Raw genomic sequence first — 21,891 nt, forward strand, 5'->3', positions numbered from 1 at the left:
TCACCTCTTACGCATATGTTCTTCCAGCGCGGAAATATCTTGATACCACTCCTCAAGCTGGTGGCCTTCCTGCTTATGTTTCTTAAGTTTCTCGGTCAAAAGATCATCCAGGTCCCGGTACGATATTCCAAGCCTGCGAGCCAATATGTAGGAACTCATGATCAAACTGGCGAGACTGTCACCCACACGGGTCGTGCTGCCTTCCCATAATGCCTTAAACAGTCGGGATACGTTGTCAACCACTTCGGTTTTTAGCCATTCGATGACTTTCGCGCGTTTGGCTACATCCAAATCCTTTGGCATATCTGAAGGTCACACTCCCTGAAAAAGCTTTATTCTCCATTATATCATAAAAAGCTGCTGCTAACGAAAATAGCTCCCGCCGCCGTTCATGCTTCAAGCTGCGGCAAAAAGACCTGCGGATCATACAAATCAAAAGCAGGTCTTTTATCATTTTATATCTCTTATGCTTAAGGTAACCGCAAATATTTTTGAAAATGAATATACGTTATGAACCTAACGCGAATTCATGGATTCCTTGGACACAAACCGCTCACAGTATTCGATAATCTGGCTTCTGCGGACGATTCCGATAAAACGGTTCATATCATCTACCACCGGCACAAAGTTCTGGACTTTAGCCAGGTTAATCAAATCTTCCATATTCGCATCAATGGACACCGGCTTATTATTCACCTTGAGCGGCACGTCCTTCAGCAGAAACTTGGACGCATTCTCGAAGTTCATCTTGCCACTTGAGTTTTTCATATGCCAAAGCAGATCGCCTTCGGTCACCGTTCCAGCGTACGTTCCATCCTTGCTTAGAATAGGAACTGCTGTATACCTGTGATACTCCATCCGTTCGAGTGTCTGCCGCAATGTGGAGTCCATCGTTACGGTAACGACCTCCTGTTTAGGTAGCAGAAAAAACGCTATATTCATGTGGGACTAATCCTCCTCTACCCTTCTTCAAGCTTCTCCTATCTTCATACGTTTCAATCCCGGCATTGTTTCAAGCAGACGCAAAATCAGCAGCCGCACCTGTGGCTGCCGATCATTTCAAGTTATTGAATGTACACATGCGGAGAAGTGTGCCGTAATACTATTTTACGGTACTCTCCTCTTTCTTGTCATCTGGCAGCATCAGTTCATCCGATAATGTGTTGGGATTTTTCCAGCTATCAATGAGTTCTTTGGCTTTGTCTACATCTTTCTGAATCGGCTCATCATAATAAATGCCGTCAATTTTCATCCCTTCACCCATAATCGTATAGCTGGAGATCTGAGCTTCGGATCCGGTTAATACCTGCTTCGCCAGATCGATAATGAACTTTGGCTGCATATCGGTTTGGAAGTTATCGCCCATGATATCTAGCAGCTCCGGAATTTTGGAAATCTGATTCAAATGAAGCATCCGATTCGCAACAGCGTCCAGGAATACCTGCTGGCGCTTCGTACGGTTAAAATCGCTATCTTCCCGGTATCGTACATAATTCAGTGCTTCCTCACCGGTATAGATAGGCTTATTCGCTTTAACCGTAAATTTTTCATGGTCATAGCCTTTGTTCACAATATCCTTCTGAATCGGCAGCTCCACACCGCCAAGCGCATTGACCGCATCCTTCAGTCCCTGGAAATTAATGGTGGCGTAATAATCCACCTTCTGGCCTAAAAAGGCTTCCATGGTATCCTTGGACATCTGCTGCCCGCCAAATGCGTAGGCATGCGTAATTTTATCCTTCTTTCCTTTTCCTATAATCTCAGTATACGTATCCCTTGGGATAGAAATGAGCAATACTTTGGAATCCTTGGGGCGTACAACCGCATAAATGAGCGTATCCGAACGGGCCGGTTCATCTTTACGCTGATCCGAGCCAAGCAGCATGACCGAAAACGGTTTGTTTTGATATACTACGGGTTCGGCTGGCTTGCTGGGCGTATTGTCCTTGGACTCCAGTGGTTGATAGGATTTTTGCAGCGAGCTCTCCACCCGCTTGGAAAGAAAAACATCAAATGCCATTACCGCGAGCTGCTTGCGGAAGGCAAAGGCGCTCCCTGCAACCAGAAGAAGGATAACAGCTATGGATATATATATTTTTGTTCTCTTTTTCATTCAATGATTCCTTCTTTTATTTAGAATAAAAGTCCTAATTCCTAGAAAAAACGGTTTTCTCTGGCCTCCTTTCTTTATATAAACGGATGATGGATTTCTTGACGCATTCTATGGTGAATATCCGTTTAAATATTGTCAAACGACATTAACATTGTAAACGCTAATTTTATAAAAAGAAACCGTATTTCGGTGTCGATTTTTGAAAAAAAGGTTCCTTTACCGCTAAATATTTGCAGTTTTTCCGCATCGATCCTTCATCAAAAAAGCTCTGTCGGAATGACAGAGCTCTTACTGTAAAATCCATATATATTTTCATACGTTGCTGCCTTCCTGTTTGACTGCTTTTTTACGGCGGATGGCACCCAGAATAAGCGCAGACACCAGAGTTAATACACTGAATACAAGCGCCGACCAGAAAAGTCCGTTATAGCCCTGCTTCACGGTCACATGAAGAGCATTCAGCAGGACATTACGCACTCCTTCATCCGGAATACTGCGAAAGCCCTCGAGAATACTGTGGTAATCACCGCTCCCTGCCGCGCCACCCTTCGGGCCATAATTTTGCATCGCGTCAGCCGGCACTTGAATGCCGCTCTCGGCGAAGCCTTGCTTAATATGGCTGCCCATGTTCATGAATGAACGTGCTAAGAAACCTGCAAATATCGTCGGCGCAATCGCCATGGCGATCTGACGGGATAACGAGCTGGTTGCCACGGCGATCCCTTTATTCTTTTCACTTGCTCCCTCGGTGACCAGCACGTTCACAGGCGCGCCCAGCATGGAGCCAAAGCCGATCCCGACAAAAACACCTGCAATAATCATTTGCCATATATTTTGTACCCAGAGCGCAAACAACAGGAAGCCTATAATACCCAAACTGCTTGCCACTGCAATGGTCCATGTCGGTCCCTTTTTATCGACTAAAAATCCGCCACCCGCTGCGCCGATGCCCGCTGCAAGCGCCACAGGAGTAAACCAGTACCCGGCAACCGTGCTTGAGACATTCAAATACTGCTCGACAAATCCCGGTATGAAAATAACAGATGCGAGAATCGCTCCCGAGAAAAATGCAATAAACAGCGTCCAACGGAAGGTGGATTGTTGCAGCAGATTAACAGGTACGACAGGCTCTGTACCGGAATGCTGAAGCCGTCTCTCCATATCATAAAACATGACAAGCAGAACAACAGCCGCCAGGAAAAACACATAAAATTTCCAGGAAAGAAGACTGTCTATCACATTCACGCCATCCAGATTCGTGAAGCTGTACATCAGGCTGAGCACACCAAGGATCAGAACTGAAATGCCGGTCCAGTCCATTTTCGCTCTGGTATGCTGCTGCTCTTCTTTAATGAAGCGGACGCCAAAGATCAGCAGGAGAACCGCAATCGGCACATTGATCAAAAACAGCCAGTGCCAGTTTCCCGTAGCCCCTAAAATAAAAGATCCAATATTCGGACCCAGCACCGACGCGATTCCATTCATGCCTCCGAGCATCCCCAGCGAGCGCCCATGGCGTTCTCTCGGAAACGTCGACAGGACATATGAGCTGGCAATGATGAAAATACCGCCGCCGCCAAGTGCCTGAATAAGCCTCGCGATCAGGAAAAATGTAAAATTCGGGCTAAGGGCCACCAGCAATGATCCGGTCCCAAATAAGATCACTTCAATCATAAACAGCCGCTTACGTCCGTAACGATCCGACATCTTACCTGCGATCGGCACACTGACGGCAAGCCCAAGTGTATATAGCGTAATGGTCCAGGCGCCCCATGTCGGGCTCACGCCGAAGGAATAAATGAGAGTCGTCAGTGAAGAAGTAATAATACCGTTATCCAATGCGGCCATGAACACGCCAATTGCAAAAATAACGAGTGAAGCCTTCATATTTTTCTGCACAGGATATCCTCCCTTACACACGTATATTCAAGCTTAGATATGTGCTCCCTAAATCCCATTCTGTGAGGTTGTACGCCCTATTCTGTCATTGTTTATTCAGATCATTATATCTAACCGGAGAATAACAGCAAAGAAAATGACCGTCAAGTCATTTTTTCTCAAAAATATATACCCATTTTGACATATCAACAATTAACAAAAAACAGCCCCGTGACCAGAACTCTGGCACAAGGCTGTTAAATGGCATTTCGTATTTAACTCAACGCTCAGGAGGACCCCAATCCGCCTGTGTAGCTTAACTTATTTTGTTTGAAGCTTACTCAGGTCCGAGCCGCCTTCCACTCCAACCGGGAAGTGGCATGCAACCTGACGCCCTGGCAGAATCTCTTCCAGCTTCGGCTCTACCTGGCTGCACTTTTCTTGAGCAAACGGACAGCGAGTATGGAAACGGCAGCCGGATGGCGGATTCGCCGGTGAAGGCACGTCTCCCTGCAGTACGATCCGGTTCCGTTTCTTGGTTGGGGATGGCTTCGGAATCGCCGAGAGCAATGCCGCCGTGTATGGATGCAGCGGATTCGCATACAGCGCCTCGGTTTCACCGACTTCAACCATCTTACCCAGATACATTACACCCACGCGGTCGGAAATATGACGAACCACATTCAGACCATGCGCGATAAACAGGAATGTTAGTCCCATTTCTTTTTGCAGCTTCATCAGCAGGTTGATAACCTGCGATTGTACCGATACGTCAAGTGCGGATACAGCTTCATCCGCTACAATGAATTTCGGTTTCAATGCAATGGCGCGTGCAATCCCGATCCGCTGGCGCTGACCACCGGAAAATTCATGCGGATACCGATTGCGGCGTGTTGGATCGAGACCTACCAGCTTCATCAGTTCCACAACGCGCTCATCAATTTCTTTTGCGGACATCTTCGTATGAATCTTGAGCGGTTCACCGATAACATCCTTGACTAGAAAACGCGGATTCAGCGAGCCGAACGGATCCTGGAAAATAATCTGCATATCTTCACGCATTTTGTTGAGTTCTCTGTGGCTCAATGCGTGAATATCACGTCCGTCAATTTTAACGGAACCTTCTGTTGCCCCTTGCAATCGAAGAATAACGCGTCCGAGCGTAGACTTGCCGCAGCCGGATTCTCCAACCAAACCGAAGGTTTCCCCCTCACGAATGGAGAGAGAGACATCATCAACGGCTTTAACATTACCAACAACACGATTGAGCAGGCCTTTGTGGATAGGGAAATACTTTTTAATGTTGTTTACTTCAACTAAGTTCTTAGCCATGGATGCTTTCCCCTTTCCCTAAGGCAGCTGCTGCTTTCTCTTTATCTTCATACAACCAGCATTTCGTAAAATGCTCGCTGCCAATTTTGATATCTCCTGGCTCAACCTGACGGCATTTATCCATCACATGCGGGCACCGCGGATTAAAGCGGCAGCCTTGCGGAAGATTACCAAGCGCCGGAATCGTACCTTTAATGGTGTACAATTCCCCGCCGCGTTCGCCTTCAAAGCCTGGAATGGACTGCAAGAGACCTACTGTATATGGATGAGAAGGGTTCGAGAAGATCTCTTCCACAGTTCCCTGCTCCACAATGGCTCCAGCGTACATAACGGCAATATGATCGGCCATTTCCGCAGCTACGCCCATATCATGGGTAATGAGCAGAATCGAAGTTCCGAGCTTTTCTTTCAAATCCTGAAGCAGTTCCAGAATTTGAGCCTGAACCGTAACGTCAAGCGCAGTCGTTGGCTCATCGGCAATGAGGAGCTCTGGTTTAGCCGCCAATGCGATCGCAATAACGACACGCTGACACATACCGCCAGACAGCTGGTTCGGATACTGCTTGGCCCGGATTTCAGGAGAAGGGATACCCACCATTCTCAGAAGCTCAACGGCTTCCTTCCACGCTTCATCCTTGTTCTTGTTCTGGTGAAGACTCAAGCTTTCAGCAATCTGGTCCCCAACCGTAAAGACGGGATTCAGTGCTGACATCGGATCCTGGAAAATCATCGAGATTTTATTCCCGCGGATTTCCTTCAGTTCCTCTTGCTTCTTGGCTGCCAGGTCTTGCCCCTTAAAGTTGATGTTGCCTTCTAAAATGACGCCACCAGCATAATCAATCAAACGCATAATCGAAAGGGAGGTTACGCTTTTACCACTGCCGGACTCGCCGACGAGGCAAAGCGTTTTCCCTTTTTCAATACTAATGGAGATACGGTCCGTTGCTTTCACAAAACCTTTATCCGTTAAGAAGCCAGTGGTTAGATTCCGGACTTCGAGAAGCTTTTCCGCCATTTAGCTAACCTCCCCCGGGAATTTTTCTGTCTTGGATCGAGGGCATCACGAATGCCATCGCCAATGAAGTTAACAGCAAGCACGACAATCAGGATACAAAGACCCGGATAAACCGCCTGCATTGGATTGGTAAGCATGAACTCCTGCGAGTTGCTCAGCATGAGTCCCCAGCTTGTGGCAGGAGCCTGGATACCGAGTCCAAGGTAAGAAAGACCCGATTCCGATAAAATAGCGCCGCCTACCATCAATGTTGCATTGACAATAATCGGAAAGCTTGCATTACGCATCAGATGCCTGAAGATGATGCCCCCGCTGGAAACACCGATTGCTTTGGCAGCTTCGACATACTGCATTTCGCGCAGCTGCAGGAAGTTGCCCCGTACGAGACGGGCGACACCTGTCCAGCTGGTAAATGCCAAGATCATGATCATATACGATATCTTCGTACCGAAAATGGCCATAACGAGAATGTTCAGGAAAAGTGTTGGAATCGAGTTCATGACATCGACTATGCGCATGAAGATAGTATCGACCCATCCACCGAAGTAGCCGGAAACCGCCCCGATAATGGAGCCGATGATAACCGTGATCGCAGCGACCGAGAAACCGATGAACATGGAAATGCGACTGCTATAAACCAAGCGAGAGAAAATATCCCGCCCGACTTCGTCTGTACCCAAAAGATGATTTCCTGTTCCTGGAGCCAGGTTGGCGATCATAAGGTCAATCCTGTCTGGCTTGTAAGGAGCTATCCAAGGCGCGAAAACTGCAACTAATATAAACAGAAACAATACGACAAGGCCTGACATCGCAAAGCCATTTTTTCTGAATTTGGTCCACACTGTTTTCCATGGACCCGGTGGTTTGTCGCTCGGAGGAAGCGGAGTGTTCTCCGGCACCTGCGGTTCAACAGACTGCTGCACATTCGGTGCGGACATCGCGTTCATGTCACTCATGCGGATTTTCCTCCCTTACGTCCAAGCTGTACACGTGGATCGACAAGTTTATAAAGTATATCAGCGATCAGGTTGCCCAGTACAACCACTACGGCAGTAACCAGGGCAATTGCCATCAGCACAGAGTATTCTCTCGCTCTTGCCATATCAACAAACAGACGGCCCATGCCAGGCCAGTTAAATACACTTTCAGTTAATGTGGCACCTACGACAAGAGATGGCAATTCCATACCTAACACTGTAATTATCGGAATTAGGGCATTACGTAATGCATGTCGGAAAATAACCTTGCGCTCAGGGACACCTTTCGCGCGCGCGGTACGAATATAATCCTGTTCCAATACTTCGAGCATGCTGGAACGCGAATACTTTGAGTAAGCTGCGAGGTTGGCCAAGATAAGAACGGAACATGGCAGAATCAAATGGTACAACAAATCGATAAAGTTGCCTTGCTTATCCATGGCATACATATCCGATAACGGAAGCCAGTTGAGCTGTAATGAAAATATCTGCTGCAAAATAATACCAAACCAAAACGCCGGCATTGCAAACCCGACATACGAGACAAAGTTAGCCGTTTGATCAGAAATACCGTAAGGCTTCGTACTGTTATAAATCCCCCATGGAATTGCGATAATCATGGAGATTACCCAAGAAAAGGACATTAATACAAAGGTGTTTTTCATCGTCGGCCACAGAATATCCCCGACAGGAATATTGTTTTTGAATGTCTTGCCGAGATCGCCTGTTAACAGGTTTTTGATCCAAATCCAATACTGCTCTGGTACCGACTTATCAAGACCCAAGTTGTGCATCTGCACCTTGGCTGCTGCTGGTGACATACCAGGTGAGATCATCATCTGGGTAGGTCCGCCTGGAGCTGCATGAATCAGTCCGAAGGTTACCAGTGAAATCAAAAAAAGCACTAGTATGGATTGCAGTATGCGGCGGATGAGATATTCAGTCATAATTGATCCTCCTAACAAATTTACACACACCAAAACCGCGACTTCCATAAAACGCAAAAAAGGGAGAGGGGGTAGATTACTCCCCCTCCAGCACCCGTTTGTGCCCTATTTTACATTATTACTTAGCGTCGCCCATCCACCATTTGATCACATGGAAGAACTCGCCATATGCCAAGTTCGAGATTGGAGCATCTTCTTCGTTAAACTTGATTTTCTTGCTGTGTGCTTGCGGTGTACCGTATTGATACAAGAAAATGTATGGAAGATCTGTAGAAATTTCAGTTGCGATTTCTTTGTAAACTTCTTTACGTTTTTCTTGGTCTACAACTTTAGTTCCTTCTTCCCACAACTTGTCAAGCTTATCGTTTTTGTAGAAGACCATGTTTTGTCCTGTCGGAGCAAAGAACTTGGAACTGAACGTAGATTCTCCGTCCGGATCCGGGCTGTTCAGAGACCAGCCGAGCAGGATTGCGTTAAATTTACCAGGAGTCAGGTTTTGCTCATTCCATGCTGCGAAATCGATCGCTTTAGGAATCATTTCGATACCAACATCCTTGAAGTTTTGCTGCATTACCAACGAAACTTGTTCACGACGGCTGTTGCCCGAGTTATATTGCAACTCGAAGGAGAAGCGGTGTCCGTCTTTGACCAGAATGCCGTCACTGCCGGCTTTCCATCCTTCTTCAGCAAGCAATTGCTTAGCTTTTTCCGGATCGAACTGGTAGTTTACTGCTGCGTCGCCTGGATCAGCCCAGGAATTAGGCATAAACGGAGCGTTCATCAGCTGTCCAACGCCCTTCAGAACGTTGTCGACCATACCTTGACGGTTGACGGCATAAGCCATCGCTTGTCTTGTTTTTTGGCCTTCCCAAGGAACGAATTTGTCCTTGAAGTTTTCTGGCTTACGGTTCAGACCTACGAACTCATATTGCGGTCCTGGCAGGGATGCAACATTGATGGAATCAATTTTCTTAACTGCATCCAGCTGAGTTACAGGAACGCCGCTTACCAAGTCGATGTCGCCTTTGATCAGTGCTTGAACCTCTGTGTTTTGGTCAGCATAGATTTTGTAGACAACAGTTGAAATGTTTGGCTTAGGACCCCAGTAATCCGAATTTGCTTCGAATTTCAAATATTCTTTTTGTTTCCATTCCGTCCATTTCCATGGTCCGCTTGTAACGGTTTTTGCAGGATCTGTTCCGTATGGATTTTTTTGCATTTCCGTAACTTTAATATCTTTGAGCACATGTTGCGGTGCAATTTCCGCAGCAAGGCTGTATTTGAATGGAGCATATACTTGCTTCATGGTAATTTTCAGGTTTTGAGCGTCTACAGCTTCGATTTTTGATACTTTGTCAAAGTTGGAGATTGCTGGTGAACCCGTTTCTGGATTCATGATTGTTTCAAGCGTAAATTTCACGTCGTCAGCTGTAATTGGCTGTCCGTCGCTCCATTTCAGATTGTCCTTCAGCTTAACTTCGTAAGTGAGGCCATCTTCAGAGATTTTCATAGGCTCAGCGGCCAGGGACCAAGGCTCAGCTACGACATTTCCTTCTTTGTCATAGTCGAACAATTTTGCATAGAGGAACTGCTCAGCATCACCGGAAGCCGTATCCTGTACGAAGATCGGGTTCACGCTAACGATGTCGGAGAAAGTACCTACTGTCAGTGTTCCACCTTGTGTAGGCTCTCCACTTTCAGCCGGCTTGTCATCCGTTTTTGCCGCTTCTTCTTTCTTAGGCTCGTCCTTCGGAGCATCTACAGTTTTGGAATCGCCGCAACCTACGAAAAGAGCACTGACAACAGACAATGATACCATCAAAGACAACCATTTTTTCTTACTTGCCATTTACCATATTCCTCCCCTTTGAAAATAAAAATGATGGATACCTGCAGTAACTGCAGTGAGCATCCCAAGACCTTTCTAATAGTTCAAACGAAACATGTCCGTCTGGCTATTAGGGACTTTTACACCTGTGTTGAATTCGTTCTACAGACCCCCGAATTACGTTTGAAACAATTCCCCCTCTTGTATTCAACGACGTAAAAACAAGACGACGGCAACAGGTGAAACAATATATTAAAATTTAATATATCCAAATGTTAGGAGATACTTTTTCCGAAAATGTCCATTTCAGATTAGGCTGAAAATGTGAACAATCCGGACAAATTTACGCGGACCTAATAACGCAATAAAGCATTAATGCTTTAAATGACCATCGGTCAATTGAAATCAGCAAGAATGACAATAGATCGTACTGGTTAAAAATTCCTATATAAATTTAATGTAAATGATACGTGTAAATTTATATCACGTCAATATTTTTTTTGGGCACTTTGGATTAATTTTTTTTAATGTTCAAAATCTAGCGCCAGTACAGGGTTTATCGTGAAAAAGGATACCATTTCATGTCGAATTTTAATGTTAAAAGCAGAGGATGCCTGAACGAGAAATGGTCGTTTGGAAGTGACAGTAAAAATGTAAACCGCTTACATCGTAAAACTATTGTTTTTGGTGTAAGGTTACCTAACACAATTGGAATTAATATAATACGGTTAAATTTACTGGAAACGAATTCATCTGTCAATGAAAAAAATTATGTAATGCATTATTTATTATTCGGTTAAATACTACAAATTCCTTTATGGAATTATTTAATAATTTGGGGAAAGGAGACTTCTTAAGTCCCCTTTTCCCCACTTTAAGCTACCTCATGATTACGAAAGATGCCGAACACCAGCCGTTACAATTTCACAAGATCCAACAGGCAGCTCGATGCGGTTTGCATGCGCTTCAAGCTGATCCTCACTGGATTCCTCGAGAATGGTCGTTTTGTACACGGAACTATTTTGATTGGTGAGCTGAAGCTCCAGCGTACTTGGTTCAGGCTTCATGTTGAACCAGCGCAGCATGTCATCGCCAGACTCCTCGTTTACTTTCCAAGAAGAGAAGGCCAAATTCTTGGATTCCCATGTAATGGATGTGTGCTCTGCAGGAATGGTTCCTTCATGCAGTCCCGTTTGGCTGACAGTCCATGGAATTTGGAACTGATATGCTTCCTGATAAGCTCCAGTATCAACACCATCACCACTGTGAGGGATAAGCTCCAAATGAACTGTATGCTCTCCAAGACACTGAGCCTCTGGTGTAAGGAAATGCCCCCAGTCACCGAGCTCCCCTACAGAACGGAGCAGTGTCACAGCAATCGTGTTGCGGCCGTCCCTTAGCACCTCGTATTCATTCAGACCCAGATTGGCTACCGTCAGACCCGCCCCGTCACCGCTGACATCAACAAAAGCTTGCTGATGCTGCGCATTACTTGGATTTTGCCATTCTTTGGTAGGATTGTTGTCACGAGTCACAATTTCGAACATGGAGTCCACATGATGGTTGGAAGACTTGATGTCCGTAGGCATCAGCATCCGTACACGATGATCTTTTGCCTGATTGTTAAAGCTGGCTTCAACCTTGACGCCTTGGCCTCCCCGTTCCAGTGTGACCCGCGTGCTGATTTTCATCGGAACGGTTTCCTTCACCCGCTGCGCTTTGCGCACAGGGAAATAGATCAACTCTACCTGTTCCTGATCCAGCAGCTTGTCGGCAGAGGCTGGAATCTCCCAATCATGGGTTATCTCCAGGACAGCACGGTAAGCCGTATCCTCTACAACACGAATGGAGGCTTTCAGGTCTTTGGTCGTCAGAGCCTCTTCGCCCTCCGGTTGCTTATACATGTATTCATTGCCGATATCGCCGGTATCTTCATAGATCAGAAGATCGCTGTACACACGGCCTGTACGTTTATCGGAAATGGTAATGCTGCCGTTTGCTGCGGCTTCCACTCGCAGGTTGTCATTTTCCATGACATGTCCCTCTTTCACAAGGGAGCCTGCTTGAATCGATAGCTCCTCGGCTGCAGATCCGCCAACCAAAGCATAGGTTCTAAGACCAAGCGAAGGAATCCGGTCCGCTTCCAACGTAATTCGAACAGCACGCGCCATAAATGGCTGACGGAATTTGTCATCCGGCAGATCATAACCAAAGCGAAGACCAAGATCCTCAAGCGTAAATGCCACTGGCTTGCCTTCCGCATCCACAACGGCACGAGCCCCGAGATCAAGCTCCTTCATTCGGCTACTCATCTCTTCAAGGGTACCTCCGTCACGGAAGTATACACGCTGCACATCGAGATCAACGGACACGGTGCCACTGCGCTTCCAGCCGGTTGTATTAAATACAACAAACGGAACGGTATCTTCCCCAAATGTACGGAAAACGGAAGTATCTACCGCATCGGCTACCGCCTGCTTGCTCTCCTCAATGATCGATTCAGCAACATCGCGGCTTTTCGCAAAGCGCGTAACCATTTCACGGTGGACTTCATCCACACTGCAGCCGCAAATGCTGTCATGCGGATGGTTCTGCATCAGCGTTTTCCATGCATACGTAAACAGATCATGCGGATACTCCTGGCCAGCGATGCGGGCGTACGAAGCCAGCGGTTCTGCCACCTTTTCAAGCAGTGCCTGTCCATGCTGGTTCATCTGCTTCAAGTAAACACGTGCCGAAGCCGTATTGACGAGCGTTCCCCAGCCATCGGTACGCTGGCTGCGGAGTTCGCCGCGAACGACGGACAGCTCGCCTTCTTTGGCCTTCTTCACCGCATCCAGGTACTTAGGGAAGTTGGAATGCACGAATTCCGTATCCGGATATAGCGTCCGCGCGGTTTCGAGCGCCTCGGCCAAATCTGTCTGGATTGGCTGATGGTCGCATCCGTTCATGTATAACAGCTCAGGGGTCGATGCATATTTTTCAGCATCAGCCAGCTTTCTGTCCCAGAAAATTTTCGCTTCCTCCGGATCTACGGGTACCTCGTTGCCGTTGCTATACCAGTTGGCAAAGAGAATCCCCAGTACCTTGGAGCCGTCCGGACCTTCCCAGATCAGTTCGGAGAACGAAGATTCATAATCAGAGTCAGCAACGGTGTTGTTAAAGCCCGTCGGTTTAACGCCGCGGCCGAACACGGCATTATCAATGCCGGATTGGCGCATAAGCTGCGGTGTCTGTCCTACAAGACCAAATGTATCAGGGAAATAGCCGATCTTGGATATTTGTCCATAACGGCGGGCATCCTTGTGCCCGATCTGCATATTGCGGATGTTAGCCTCGCCGCTGGTCAGGAATGCATCCTGCAGAATATACCATGGCCCGATGAAAATACGGCCTTCGTTGATATACTTCTCCAGACGTTCCTTCTGCTCGGGACGAACTTGAAGATAGTCCTCCAGGATGATCGTTTGTCCATCCAGATAAAAGCTTTTGTATTCCGTATCTTTTTCCAGAGTATCCATCAGTACATCCATGGTCCGGATCAAACGCATGTGATGCTTTTCGTATGGCAGATACCATTCTCTGTCCCAGTGGGTATGTGAAATAATATGTGCGGTTCTTTTAGACTTAGTCTCAGATGTCATGTGAGGTGATCTCCTCTCGCTGTTTAGTAAAAATCATGATTTGTTTATATTTAAAAGCTACCTTACTTCAACGCTCACTTCATGCGGACGGTACACTGACAATAGCTCTCCATGTCCATCTACCGCGAACAACACAGAGCGTTCCTTTTCGAGTTCAAAGGCATATGTTTTTCCAGTCGTTTCATCCTTGACAGCTACCGGCGTATTCATCGCCTGCTCGGAAACGAAGATATAAAGCGCGCCCTCTTTATATAGAAGCTTTCTGCCGTAAATTCCAGAAACTCCCCCTGAAACCCACTTGATTTCCGGTTTGTAACCCGCCTCAGCGAGGACATAACGGTATAGCTCGGTAACCGTCTCTTCACGGTCATTCATTTCAACAGGCAGCGGACAGAAAAACATTTGTCCATTCCCAATGGACATTTTAATAAGCTTGGTTGGCTCTGTATTTGCCGTCTGAGCCGCGCCGTTAACGCCGCCTTGTCCGCCAGGAATTTCCTTAAGCAGCTGGGCAATTTTTCGACTTCCAAAAGATACCGGCAGTTGTTTCCCGTCTAGGTCCAGCACCTCTTCTCTCAGCACATTGCTGAGCATGCGGGTACCATTCTCGAATTGTCCCAACTCTTTCTCTAAGCGGCTTGTTGGATGCCAGTAATCATCCAGGCCAATCGGTCCTGTCACAAGCAGCGTAGATCCGCTCTCCTTGATATAGTCCAGCAGGCGCTCGAATGCCTCATCAGCGATGTTGTGCGCGCTTGGCAGTAGAATCAGCTTGGGAGGAGCATCCTGTCTGAGATCGTCGATCTGGTACTCGCCTACTGCGCGGAAGGGTACCTTCAGCTCGTAGGATAGAATCCGGGTCAAGCGCGTCGTTGCTTCAAAGGCCAGCTTACGGTTGGAGAAGTCATTGGAGTACGGGAAGATAGCGACCACGTCTTCAAGCTGGCGTTCCACGAACAAGTCGCGGGTCTTGCCTATAAAGCTGCCGAAGTCATAGGACACATCCGCTTCCGGCTTCTCAGTACCATCGGCACGCAAGGCTCCGATATGTGACTCATTGGCATTATCCATATAAAAGTTGGTATTCCAAATCCAGTGGATTGCGCCTGCGCCCCCGGTTGAGAATGCATATGCATACTTACGTTCCAGGATGGAGCGAAGCTCCTTCTCACTCCGTTTGGCACGTCCGTCTGGTGTTTCCACATACATAATGCCGGTTTCCTGAATCAGGTTCGGCTTGTCCACGGTCTTGGCAAAGATACCGTCCCACACTAACTGGTCATTAAGCCACCAGGAGTGAACTGTTGTATAATCTACGGCTTCGCCATAGAAAAACGGTGATGGCCGCGATGCGCCAAGCGCCTCGTCCTGGCCTACAGTCACGAGCTGATCCGCGTTATCCCGCTTGATAGCTCCTGTAAGCTCGGATGCCCAGCGGTTATGCATATCCATAGAGAAGAGCACATAATCCAGCCAGCGGGTACCCTTCTTGCCCGAGTGGATATCCTGAATATCGAAGTTGATCTCTGAAGCCTCCGGCGGTACTGCAGCCGTAAAATCAGGTAGCTGCTCCGGTGTCATGTTCCAACGCTCCTGCAGAGCGGAAATATCCCTATGACGATTTTTCAGCCATTCCACAAATGCCGCTTTTTCAAACGGGTCACGCGCGGAGCGCGGCCCATCCGAGAAAATACGCTCCGGATCAAACATCGACGGCTCGTTGATCAAATCCCAATCCACATTGGACGTCGCCTTGTGGCGCAGGGTAATGGAACGGATAAAACGTTTTTGCGCTTCAAGACTGCGCGGATCCAAATAGGGATTCAGACCTTCCCATGGCTCCGGTGTAAAGGAGAAGAATGTAAAGGTTACCTGTAATCCATGCTTCTTCGCAGTCAGCAGGAAAGCGTCAATGGAACGCAGTACCTCCTCGGAGGCATGTCCATCCGATTGCATGACATTGCGGTATGCGGTCCAGATTCCGGTCCGGATCCAGTTGATGCCCGCATGGGCCATCTGAGCCATATCCCGGTCCCAAACTGCCGCATTCGGTAAAAACAAAAATTTACGTGCTACATCGGATGCCATATAGGTCATACCTACGACAGGCAACGGTCTTCCATCTTTAATAAAATAGTCGCGACCACAAGTTACCGGAGTCCCTTCACTAAGCAAGTCAGCATCATGTCCCCAATACCCCTGCTTCAGAAGACGTGTCTCTCCATGCTCTGACTCCGCCCGGCACTCTACCGTATACATTCCCGGCTTAATCTCAGCTGGAACAGGAATGCGCAGTACCTCAAGCTCATGACCAGCTTGAATGGAAACCTCTGTTGTAAAGACGGGATCCTGCTCATCCTGATGAAGTACGGTAATGGAGAAGTTCCATTCCGTCAGCTGCTCTCCAACATCGCGCCCAAGATCCTGCGCCTGCAGCGTCAGGACTGCGCGTTCTCCTGGCAGATAAGCTGCATAACCTGGCTTAAGGCTCCACTCGGTGACGCCATGACTGCAATATGCAGCCCACTCCAGCAGCGCTTCCGCTCCGCCCTGTTCCCAAAAATGCTTACCCACGTTTTGATTGACAAACAGCCAGCGTCCACCGGCAAAAGGTCCCCTGCTGTTCTCCCACAGGACCGCAGGCGCAGCAACTTCACGCCCCTCAGCCGAGATACCCTTGAACACGGCTGAAATTTGCGTATCCATCGAACCAGCCGAGCCCATCTGATGAGGCAGCTCAACATTTTTTGTAACATGCGGAACCAGGTTCCAGGTGTCCGCCACTTCGAACAGCGCCTCATGGCCTTCAAACAGCGGATTCAGTGTATCTGCCTTCAGCAGCTTTACCGGATCCGACTCGACGCGCAGCGCCTCATGTATATGAAGCTGCTGATGATATGCAGTCTGCTCTGCTTCAACCTTCCATTCGCCCTCTGACTTTCTTACCGGACGTTTGAACGGTGCCCCGCCCAGGCTGACCAGGTTGCCACCGCGCTTCAAGAAGGCCAGTACGGCCGTCCATGCCTGCTTCGGCACATAAGGTGCATGCAGCATCACCAGTGTACCTCCCGCAGTCTCGTTCAGCGCAGACTCAAGTCCATCAGCATCTGCTACTTGGCCCGCTTCCTGCAGCATGTGAAGCTCCTGCTCTCCCGGCCGTGCTCCCTCATACGGAAAAGATTTATCGTAAAATATCAACATATCGCTCAAGAATGTTCGCTCCTTTCGCTCCCATGGATCAGCGTTTATAGCTTTATTTTTCCTTCTTCAATAAGTCCCCAGATCAGTTCAGCGAAGATGCTGTTAGCCCATGCAAACCAAGGGCGCGTAAACTGTGATGGATCATCCACATGGAATCCTTCATGCATAAAGCCAGTATCGGCATCTGTACGCAGAATGGTTTCAACGATTTCCTGTACCTCGGCTTCATCTATAGATGTCAGTGCCTGCATAGCCAGGCTGATGTGCCAAATATAGCGGTCAGGCGTATGCGGGCTGCCGATGCCTTTAGCGGCTGTGCCTTCATAATAATAAGGATTCTCTTCACTCAGGATGAAACGTCTGGTATTCTGGTATACCGGATCATTTTTGTCCGCATAGCCGATATACGGAATGGACAGCAGGCTTGGCACGTTGGCATCATCCATCAGATTATGATTGCCGAAGCCGTCGGTTTCATAAGCATAGATCTTGCCGTACTTCGGATGGCGGTAGGTGCCATATGTTTGGATACCAAAGTCGATTTCTTCCTTCAGCACAGCCGCTGCTTCTTCCCAGTCCTCATCTTTGTAAATTTCCCGGGCAATTTCCTCCATGTAGCCAAGAACAACAACAGCAAACATATTGGAAGGAACCAGATACCCGAACGTGCAGGCATCATCGCTTGGGCGGAAGCCTGACCAGGTCATTCCGGTATAGTTCACCGGCATCCCTTTGCGGTTGTTACGGAGCGTGTCCGATTTCGGTCCTTGCGTACGTGCAAATAAATATTGGGAATCTTCAAAGTGATTTTGTTCCGTTTTCCAAAGCGCGATGATCGACTTTGCAGCCTTTCTGTATTTGGCGTCGAAAATATCCGTGTTGCCTGTCGCCTTCCAGTAAAGATAGCTCAGCTGTATCGGGTAGCAAAGCGAATCAATCTCATATTTGCGTTCCCAAATCCAAGGACCCATCTCCGTCAAATCCTGATCCCAGCTTTTATAGTTCGGTTGTTCGTTGAACGCATTCGCATATGGATCAATGAGGATGCATTCCACCTGACGGCTTACCAGTCCGCCAATCAGACGCTGCAAATCCTTGTCCTCTTTAGCAAACGGCAGGTACTGGCGTACCTGGGCACTGGAATCACGCAGCCACATTGCCGGAATATCGCCGGTAAATACAAAAGTCGTGCCATCATCAAGCAGACGCGTGGTGGTTTCCAAAGTGTTAGGATAGCATTGACGGAACATCTTTGCCAGTTTTTCGTTTTGCAGCGTTTCATCTGCTTTCTTCATCGCCTTTTGAATGGCAGCTGGTAATACAGTTGTCATAGTGAGTAACTTCCTCTCTTGTATTAAAACATATAATGAGTGCCTGGACATGAATAGAAAGACCTGGCAAGCGCATGTGTGCCGTCCAGGTCTTTTCTTTGTTGTACTGCTCTTCTGAAATTACGAAAAGGTCAAACTATTTCTTTTGTGCCGCTCTCCACTCGTCCACTTGCTTTTGAACTTCAGCCATAACGGTATCCAGTCCTGCAGCTTTGAACTTCTGGTCAGCTTTAGCAATGTAATCCTTTGGATCCACTGTGCCTGTCATCAGAGCAGGCATGTATTCATCCGATACGTTTTTAAGGGCTGCCATTTCAGTTTGCACTTTAGATGGATCGAAGTGGAAACCAAGCAGCGGGCTGCTGTTTGCATCGGTGTTAAATTTCTTGAACTGTTCCCATTTATCCTTCGGATCATTGTCATACAGGTTCAGAATGAACTCGTTGCCAAGAGCAAAGGAAGGCATGTCATAGTCTTTTGCAGCTGGCAAGTCTGTAACGGTTCCGTCTGCATTTTTCTTGTAGTGTGTTCCTTCGATACCCATGTCCACCAGGTTGCGGAGATAAGGATCGGTGTTAAGCAGGTTCAGGAATTCCATAGCCTTCTCTGGATTTTCGGAAGTGCTGGAGATTGCCATCATCGAGCCGAGAACAGATGTGTTCGTTGCAATTGCATCACCAGCAGGCTTGGATTCTACATCATAACCCATGCTGCGGGACCAAGTCAGATCTGCGTATGGCTGGCTGTCAGCCATATCCACAAGCCATTTTCCGTTTTTCTGATAATCGGAGTTGGTGGATGTTGCAATATCAGCTGGAAGATATCCTGCCTTGTAATATTTATGCAATGTTTCGAATGTCTTCATTGTATCAGGTTGATCCAGGAAATTCACGACTTTATAATCGGTTGAATTAAACGGTACCGCCATTGGCAATTTCTCAGTAATGAAGTCATATGCCAGGTAAGGAGATGTATTCTTGTCTCCCCATAGTGGAGCGTAGCCTTCTTTTTCTTTGAATGTTTTCAAAATTGGCTCAAGGCTTTCCAGCGAGTTCACGTTGGAGATGTCGAGCTTGTCTTTGTCCACCAATTGCTTGTTAAAGCGGAATACTCTTTGGGTTGCTACTTCTTTATTGGTAGGGATACCATAAATTTTACCGTCTACCTTCGCGCCTTCAATAAACTTCGGATCGAGCGCTTTCACAATTCCTTGTCCTTTGCTATCCAGCAGATCGTCAATCGCTACAAATGCGCCTTTGGCAACATTCTGCAGATAGTCATTCGCCCAAGAAGATGTAAATGCGATATCGTAAGGCTCACCAGAAGCGGTGATTACCTGCATTTTTTTGCTGTAATCGCCGAAGCCGATCATTTTAAGGTCAACGGTTGCGTTAATTTTCTCTTTGGTGTATTCGTTGATCTTTTCAACAACCTTATCTGTATCCTTTTGCGGATCGCCAATTTGATACCAAACCAGTTGATAAGGCTTTTCTTTCTTATCGCTACCGCTTGCACTGGATCCTTCATCTTTGGATCCGCCGCATCCGGCGAGCACAACTGAAAATACAGTGACCAAGCTGACCATGGTAGCCAATTTCTTTTTCCACATGTGAAAATCCCCCTTCGTTGATCTTTCTCATTTTACTGCTTACGCTGTGGAGCTAAATTGCTATTTTCAATTTCCCGGTAATGGGTTGACTCACGAGCAGGCGCCCGGGGCTGATAAATCAGCCCTTCACCGCACCTACGGTAAGACCGGAAATGAAAAACCGTTGGAAGAATGGATAGGCCAGTACAATTGGCACAGTTGCCAAAACGACCATCGCCATTCGCGCAGAATCCTGAGGCAAAGAGCTAAGTAGAGCCATACCTTGACCCGAGCTGCTCATTGCAGAGTTCGTTACCAGGAACTGCATGCTGTTCTCGATACGCATAAGGAGCGCTTGCAATGGTACCAGATTCGGGTTGTCAATGTACAGCAGGGCATTAAACCAGTCATTCCAGTAGCCCAGTGTACTGAACAAGCCAATCGTAGCCAGACCGGGAAGCGAAATCGGAAGCACAACGCTGTAGAATACGCGCAGTTCACCGGCTCCGTCGATCTTGCCCGCTTCAATGATGGCATCCGGTACTGTCGTCCGGTAGAACGTCCTCATTATCATAATGTAGAAGGCGTTTACCGCGAGCGGCAGTATGAGTGCCCATAGCGTGTCTTTCAAATGAAGCATCCGGGTGTTAATGATATAAGATGGCACCATGCCCCCGTTAAAGAGCATCGTGAAAATCGCAATAAACGAAAAGAAGTTACGGTATTTGAAGCTGGAACGGGAAATTGCGTATGCAAAGTGCGAAATCAGAATCAGTGATAGCACCGCACCTGCCACGGTAACCAATACGGTAATCCCAAAAGATCGCAGCAGCTGGTCACCCGTCTTGAAAATATACTTGTAAGCCTCAACGCTCCACTCTTTCGGAATAATCCGGTATCCATCCGTTGCCAGCGCCTTCTCATTCGTAAACGAGATAATAACGACGAACAGGAATGGAAATACGCAAGCGATTGAGAAAATAGATGCAATCACATTCAAAACCGTGTTGGACAGCCGTGAAGGCTGATTTAAAGTTCTTGTCTTGGCCAAAGCCTTTACCCCCTTTCTGGATTAGAACAATGCGCTGTCCTTGTCGATCTTCCGAACGATCAAGTTGGCAGCCATGACCAGAATAAATCCGACCAGCGACTGGTATAATCCGGCGGCGGTACTCATGCCAATTTCGCCCGTTGCTGTAAGACCGCGGTATACGTAAGTATCGATCGTGTTGGTTACCGCATAAAGTGCTCCCGAATCGCGCGGTAGCTGGAAGAACAGACCGAAGTCAGAGTAGAAAATGCGTCCCACATTCAGCAGCGTGAGCGTGATAATCAGCGGCTGGATGGATGGAAGTGTAATGCTCTTGAACTGCTGCCATTTGCTTGCTCCGTCAATCATGGCCGCTTCGTAATACGAACGGTCAATGCCGACGATCGCCGCCAGATACATGACGCTTGTATATCCGAGCTCTTTCCATACGTTCATGACAATCAGTATGACTGGCCAATAGGTTTTGTCCGAATACCATGAGATCGGATGCAGCCCGACACCAGTGAGAATCTGGTTCAGTACCCCTTTGTCTTCACTCAGGAAAGCGAATGCGAAATAACCGATAATGACCCATGACAAAAAGTGTGGCAGAAACATCCCCGTCTGATACACTTTTGCGAGTTTTTTATTTACAATTTCACTCAATACAACTGCCATTGCTACTGAACAGATCAGACCCAGAATAATAAAGGCCAAATTATAAAGCAGCGTATTCCTAGTTATGATGTAAGCGTCTTGGGTAGCGAACAAAAACTTAAAGTTCTTGAATCCGACCCAGTCGCTATGAAACAAGCTTGCCCAAAATCCGTCCCTGGAATAGCGATAGCTTTTAAAAGCTATAATCGTACCCACCATAGGCAAATAGGAAAATAGCAGGAACCAAATGGTTGCCGGCAAGACCATCAACAAAAACCACTTGTTCCGGCTGATGTTTTTTAGCATGTTGGCAAAGCCTTTCATGTTCGTCCCTCCCCCTCTGTACATTC

The 21,891-nt window shown here is 47.4% G+C and carries 15 protein-coding genes; all 15 read right to left on the reverse strand.

Annotated features, from left to right (window positions below):
• Nucleotides 1-303 (reverse strand): MazG-like family protein, encoded by a 303-nt coding sequence (locus KJS65_RS21240; protein WP_213651836.1) that lies wholly within the window; start codon nt 301-303, stop codon nt 1-3.
• A 213-nt stretch (nt 304-516) separates the two neighbouring features.
• Complete coding sequence (locus KJS65_RS21245) at nt 517-942, reverse strand: CBS domain-containing protein (protein ID WP_213651837.1); 426 nt, start codon at nt 940-942, stop codon at nt 517-519.
• A gap of 160 nt (nt 943-1,102) precedes the next feature.
• Nucleotides 1,103-2,113 carry an LCP family protein gene (locus KJS65_RS21250; protein WP_213651838.1) on the reverse strand — a complete coding sequence of 337 codons (1,011 nt, stop codon included), beginning with the start codon at nt 2,111-2,113 and terminating at the stop codon, nt 1,103-1,105.
• Between the two features lie 312 nt (nt 2,114-2,425).
• Nucleotides 2,426-4,000, reverse strand: coding sequence for an MFS transporter (locus tag KJS65_RS21255; RefSeq protein ID WP_213651910.1), 1,575 nt, complete (start codon nt 3,998-4,000; stop codon nt 2,426-2,428).
• A gap of 312 nt (nt 4,001-4,312) precedes the next feature.
• Nucleotides 4,313-5,323, reverse strand: a complete 1,011-nt coding sequence (locus KJS65_RS21260) for an ABC transporter ATP-binding protein (protein ID WP_213651839.1) — start codon at nt 5,321-5,323, stop codon at nt 4,313-4,315.
• Nucleotides 5,316-6,338, reverse strand: coding sequence for an ABC transporter ATP-binding protein (locus tag KJS65_RS21265; RefSeq protein ID WP_213651840.1), 1,023 nt, complete (start codon nt 6,336-6,338; stop codon nt 5,316-5,318). The genes KJS65_RS21260 and KJS65_RS21265 overlap by 8 nt, the downstream gene beginning before the upstream one ends.
• Nucleotides 6,305-7,276, reverse strand: coding sequence for an ABC transporter permease (locus tag KJS65_RS21270; RefSeq protein WP_213651911.1), 972 nt, complete (start codon nt 7,274-7,276; stop codon nt 6,305-6,307). Before KJS65_RS21270 ends, KJS65_RS21265 begins: the two co-directional genes overlap by 34 nt.
• Nucleotides 7,277-7,290: 14 nt before the next feature.
• On the reverse strand, nt 7,291-8,262 hold the full coding sequence (locus tag KJS65_RS21275; protein ID WP_213651841.1) for an ABC transporter permease: 972 nt from the start codon (nt 8,260-8,262) through the stop codon (nt 7,291-7,293).
• A gap of 118 nt (nt 8,263-8,380) precedes the next feature.
• A complete protein-coding gene (locus KJS65_RS21280) occupies nt 8,381-10,111 on the reverse strand; it encodes a peptide-binding protein (protein ID WP_213651842.1) in 1,731 nt (576 codons plus the stop codon).
• Nucleotides 10,112-10,980: 869 nt separating this feature from the next.
• Nucleotides 10,981-13,734, reverse strand: a complete 2,754-nt coding sequence (locus KJS65_RS21285) for an alpha-mannosidase (protein ID WP_213651843.1) — start codon at nt 13,732-13,734, stop codon at nt 10,981-10,983.
• Nucleotides 13,735-13,791: 57 nt separating this feature from the next.
• The gene (locus KJS65_RS21290; protein ID WP_213651912.1) at nt 13,792-16,935 is read right to left on the reverse strand and encodes a beta-galactosidase; all 3,144 of its coding nucleotides are present in this window, start codon (nt 16,933-16,935) and stop codon (nt 13,792-13,794) included.
• Between the two features lie 44 nt (nt 16,936-16,979).
• The gene (locus KJS65_RS21295; protein WP_213651844.1) at nt 16,980-18,266 is read right to left on the reverse strand and encodes a glycoside hydrolase family 125 protein; all 1,287 of its coding nucleotides are present in this window, start codon (nt 18,264-18,266) and stop codon (nt 16,980-16,982) included.
• Nucleotides 18,267-18,402: 136 nt separating this feature from the next.
• Nucleotides 18,403-19,875: an ABC transporter substrate-binding protein gene (locus KJS65_RS21300; protein WP_213651845.1), complete on the reverse strand. Its 1,473-nt coding sequence runs from the start codon at nt 19,873-19,875 to the stop codon at nt 18,403-18,405.
• Nucleotides 19,876-19,993: 118 nt separating this feature from the next.
• Nucleotides 19,994-20,905: a carbohydrate ABC transporter permease gene (locus KJS65_RS21305; RefSeq protein WP_213651846.1), complete on the reverse strand. Its 912-nt coding sequence runs from the start codon at nt 20,903-20,905 to the stop codon at nt 19,994-19,996.
• Between the two features lie 21 nt (nt 20,906-20,926).
• Nucleotides 20,927-21,865 (reverse strand): ABC transporter permease, encoded by a 939-nt coding sequence (locus KJS65_RS21310; protein WP_136607510.1) that lies wholly within the window; start codon nt 21,863-21,865, stop codon nt 20,927-20,929.
• Nucleotides 21,866-21,891: the final 26 nt, after the last annotated feature.

Origin of the sequence: Paenibacillus sp. J23TS9, assembly GCF_018403225.1 — a bacterium.
In the GTDB taxonomy this organism is placed as follows: domain Bacteria; phylum Bacillota; class Bacilli; order Paenibacillales; family Paenibacillaceae; genus Paenibacillus_AQ.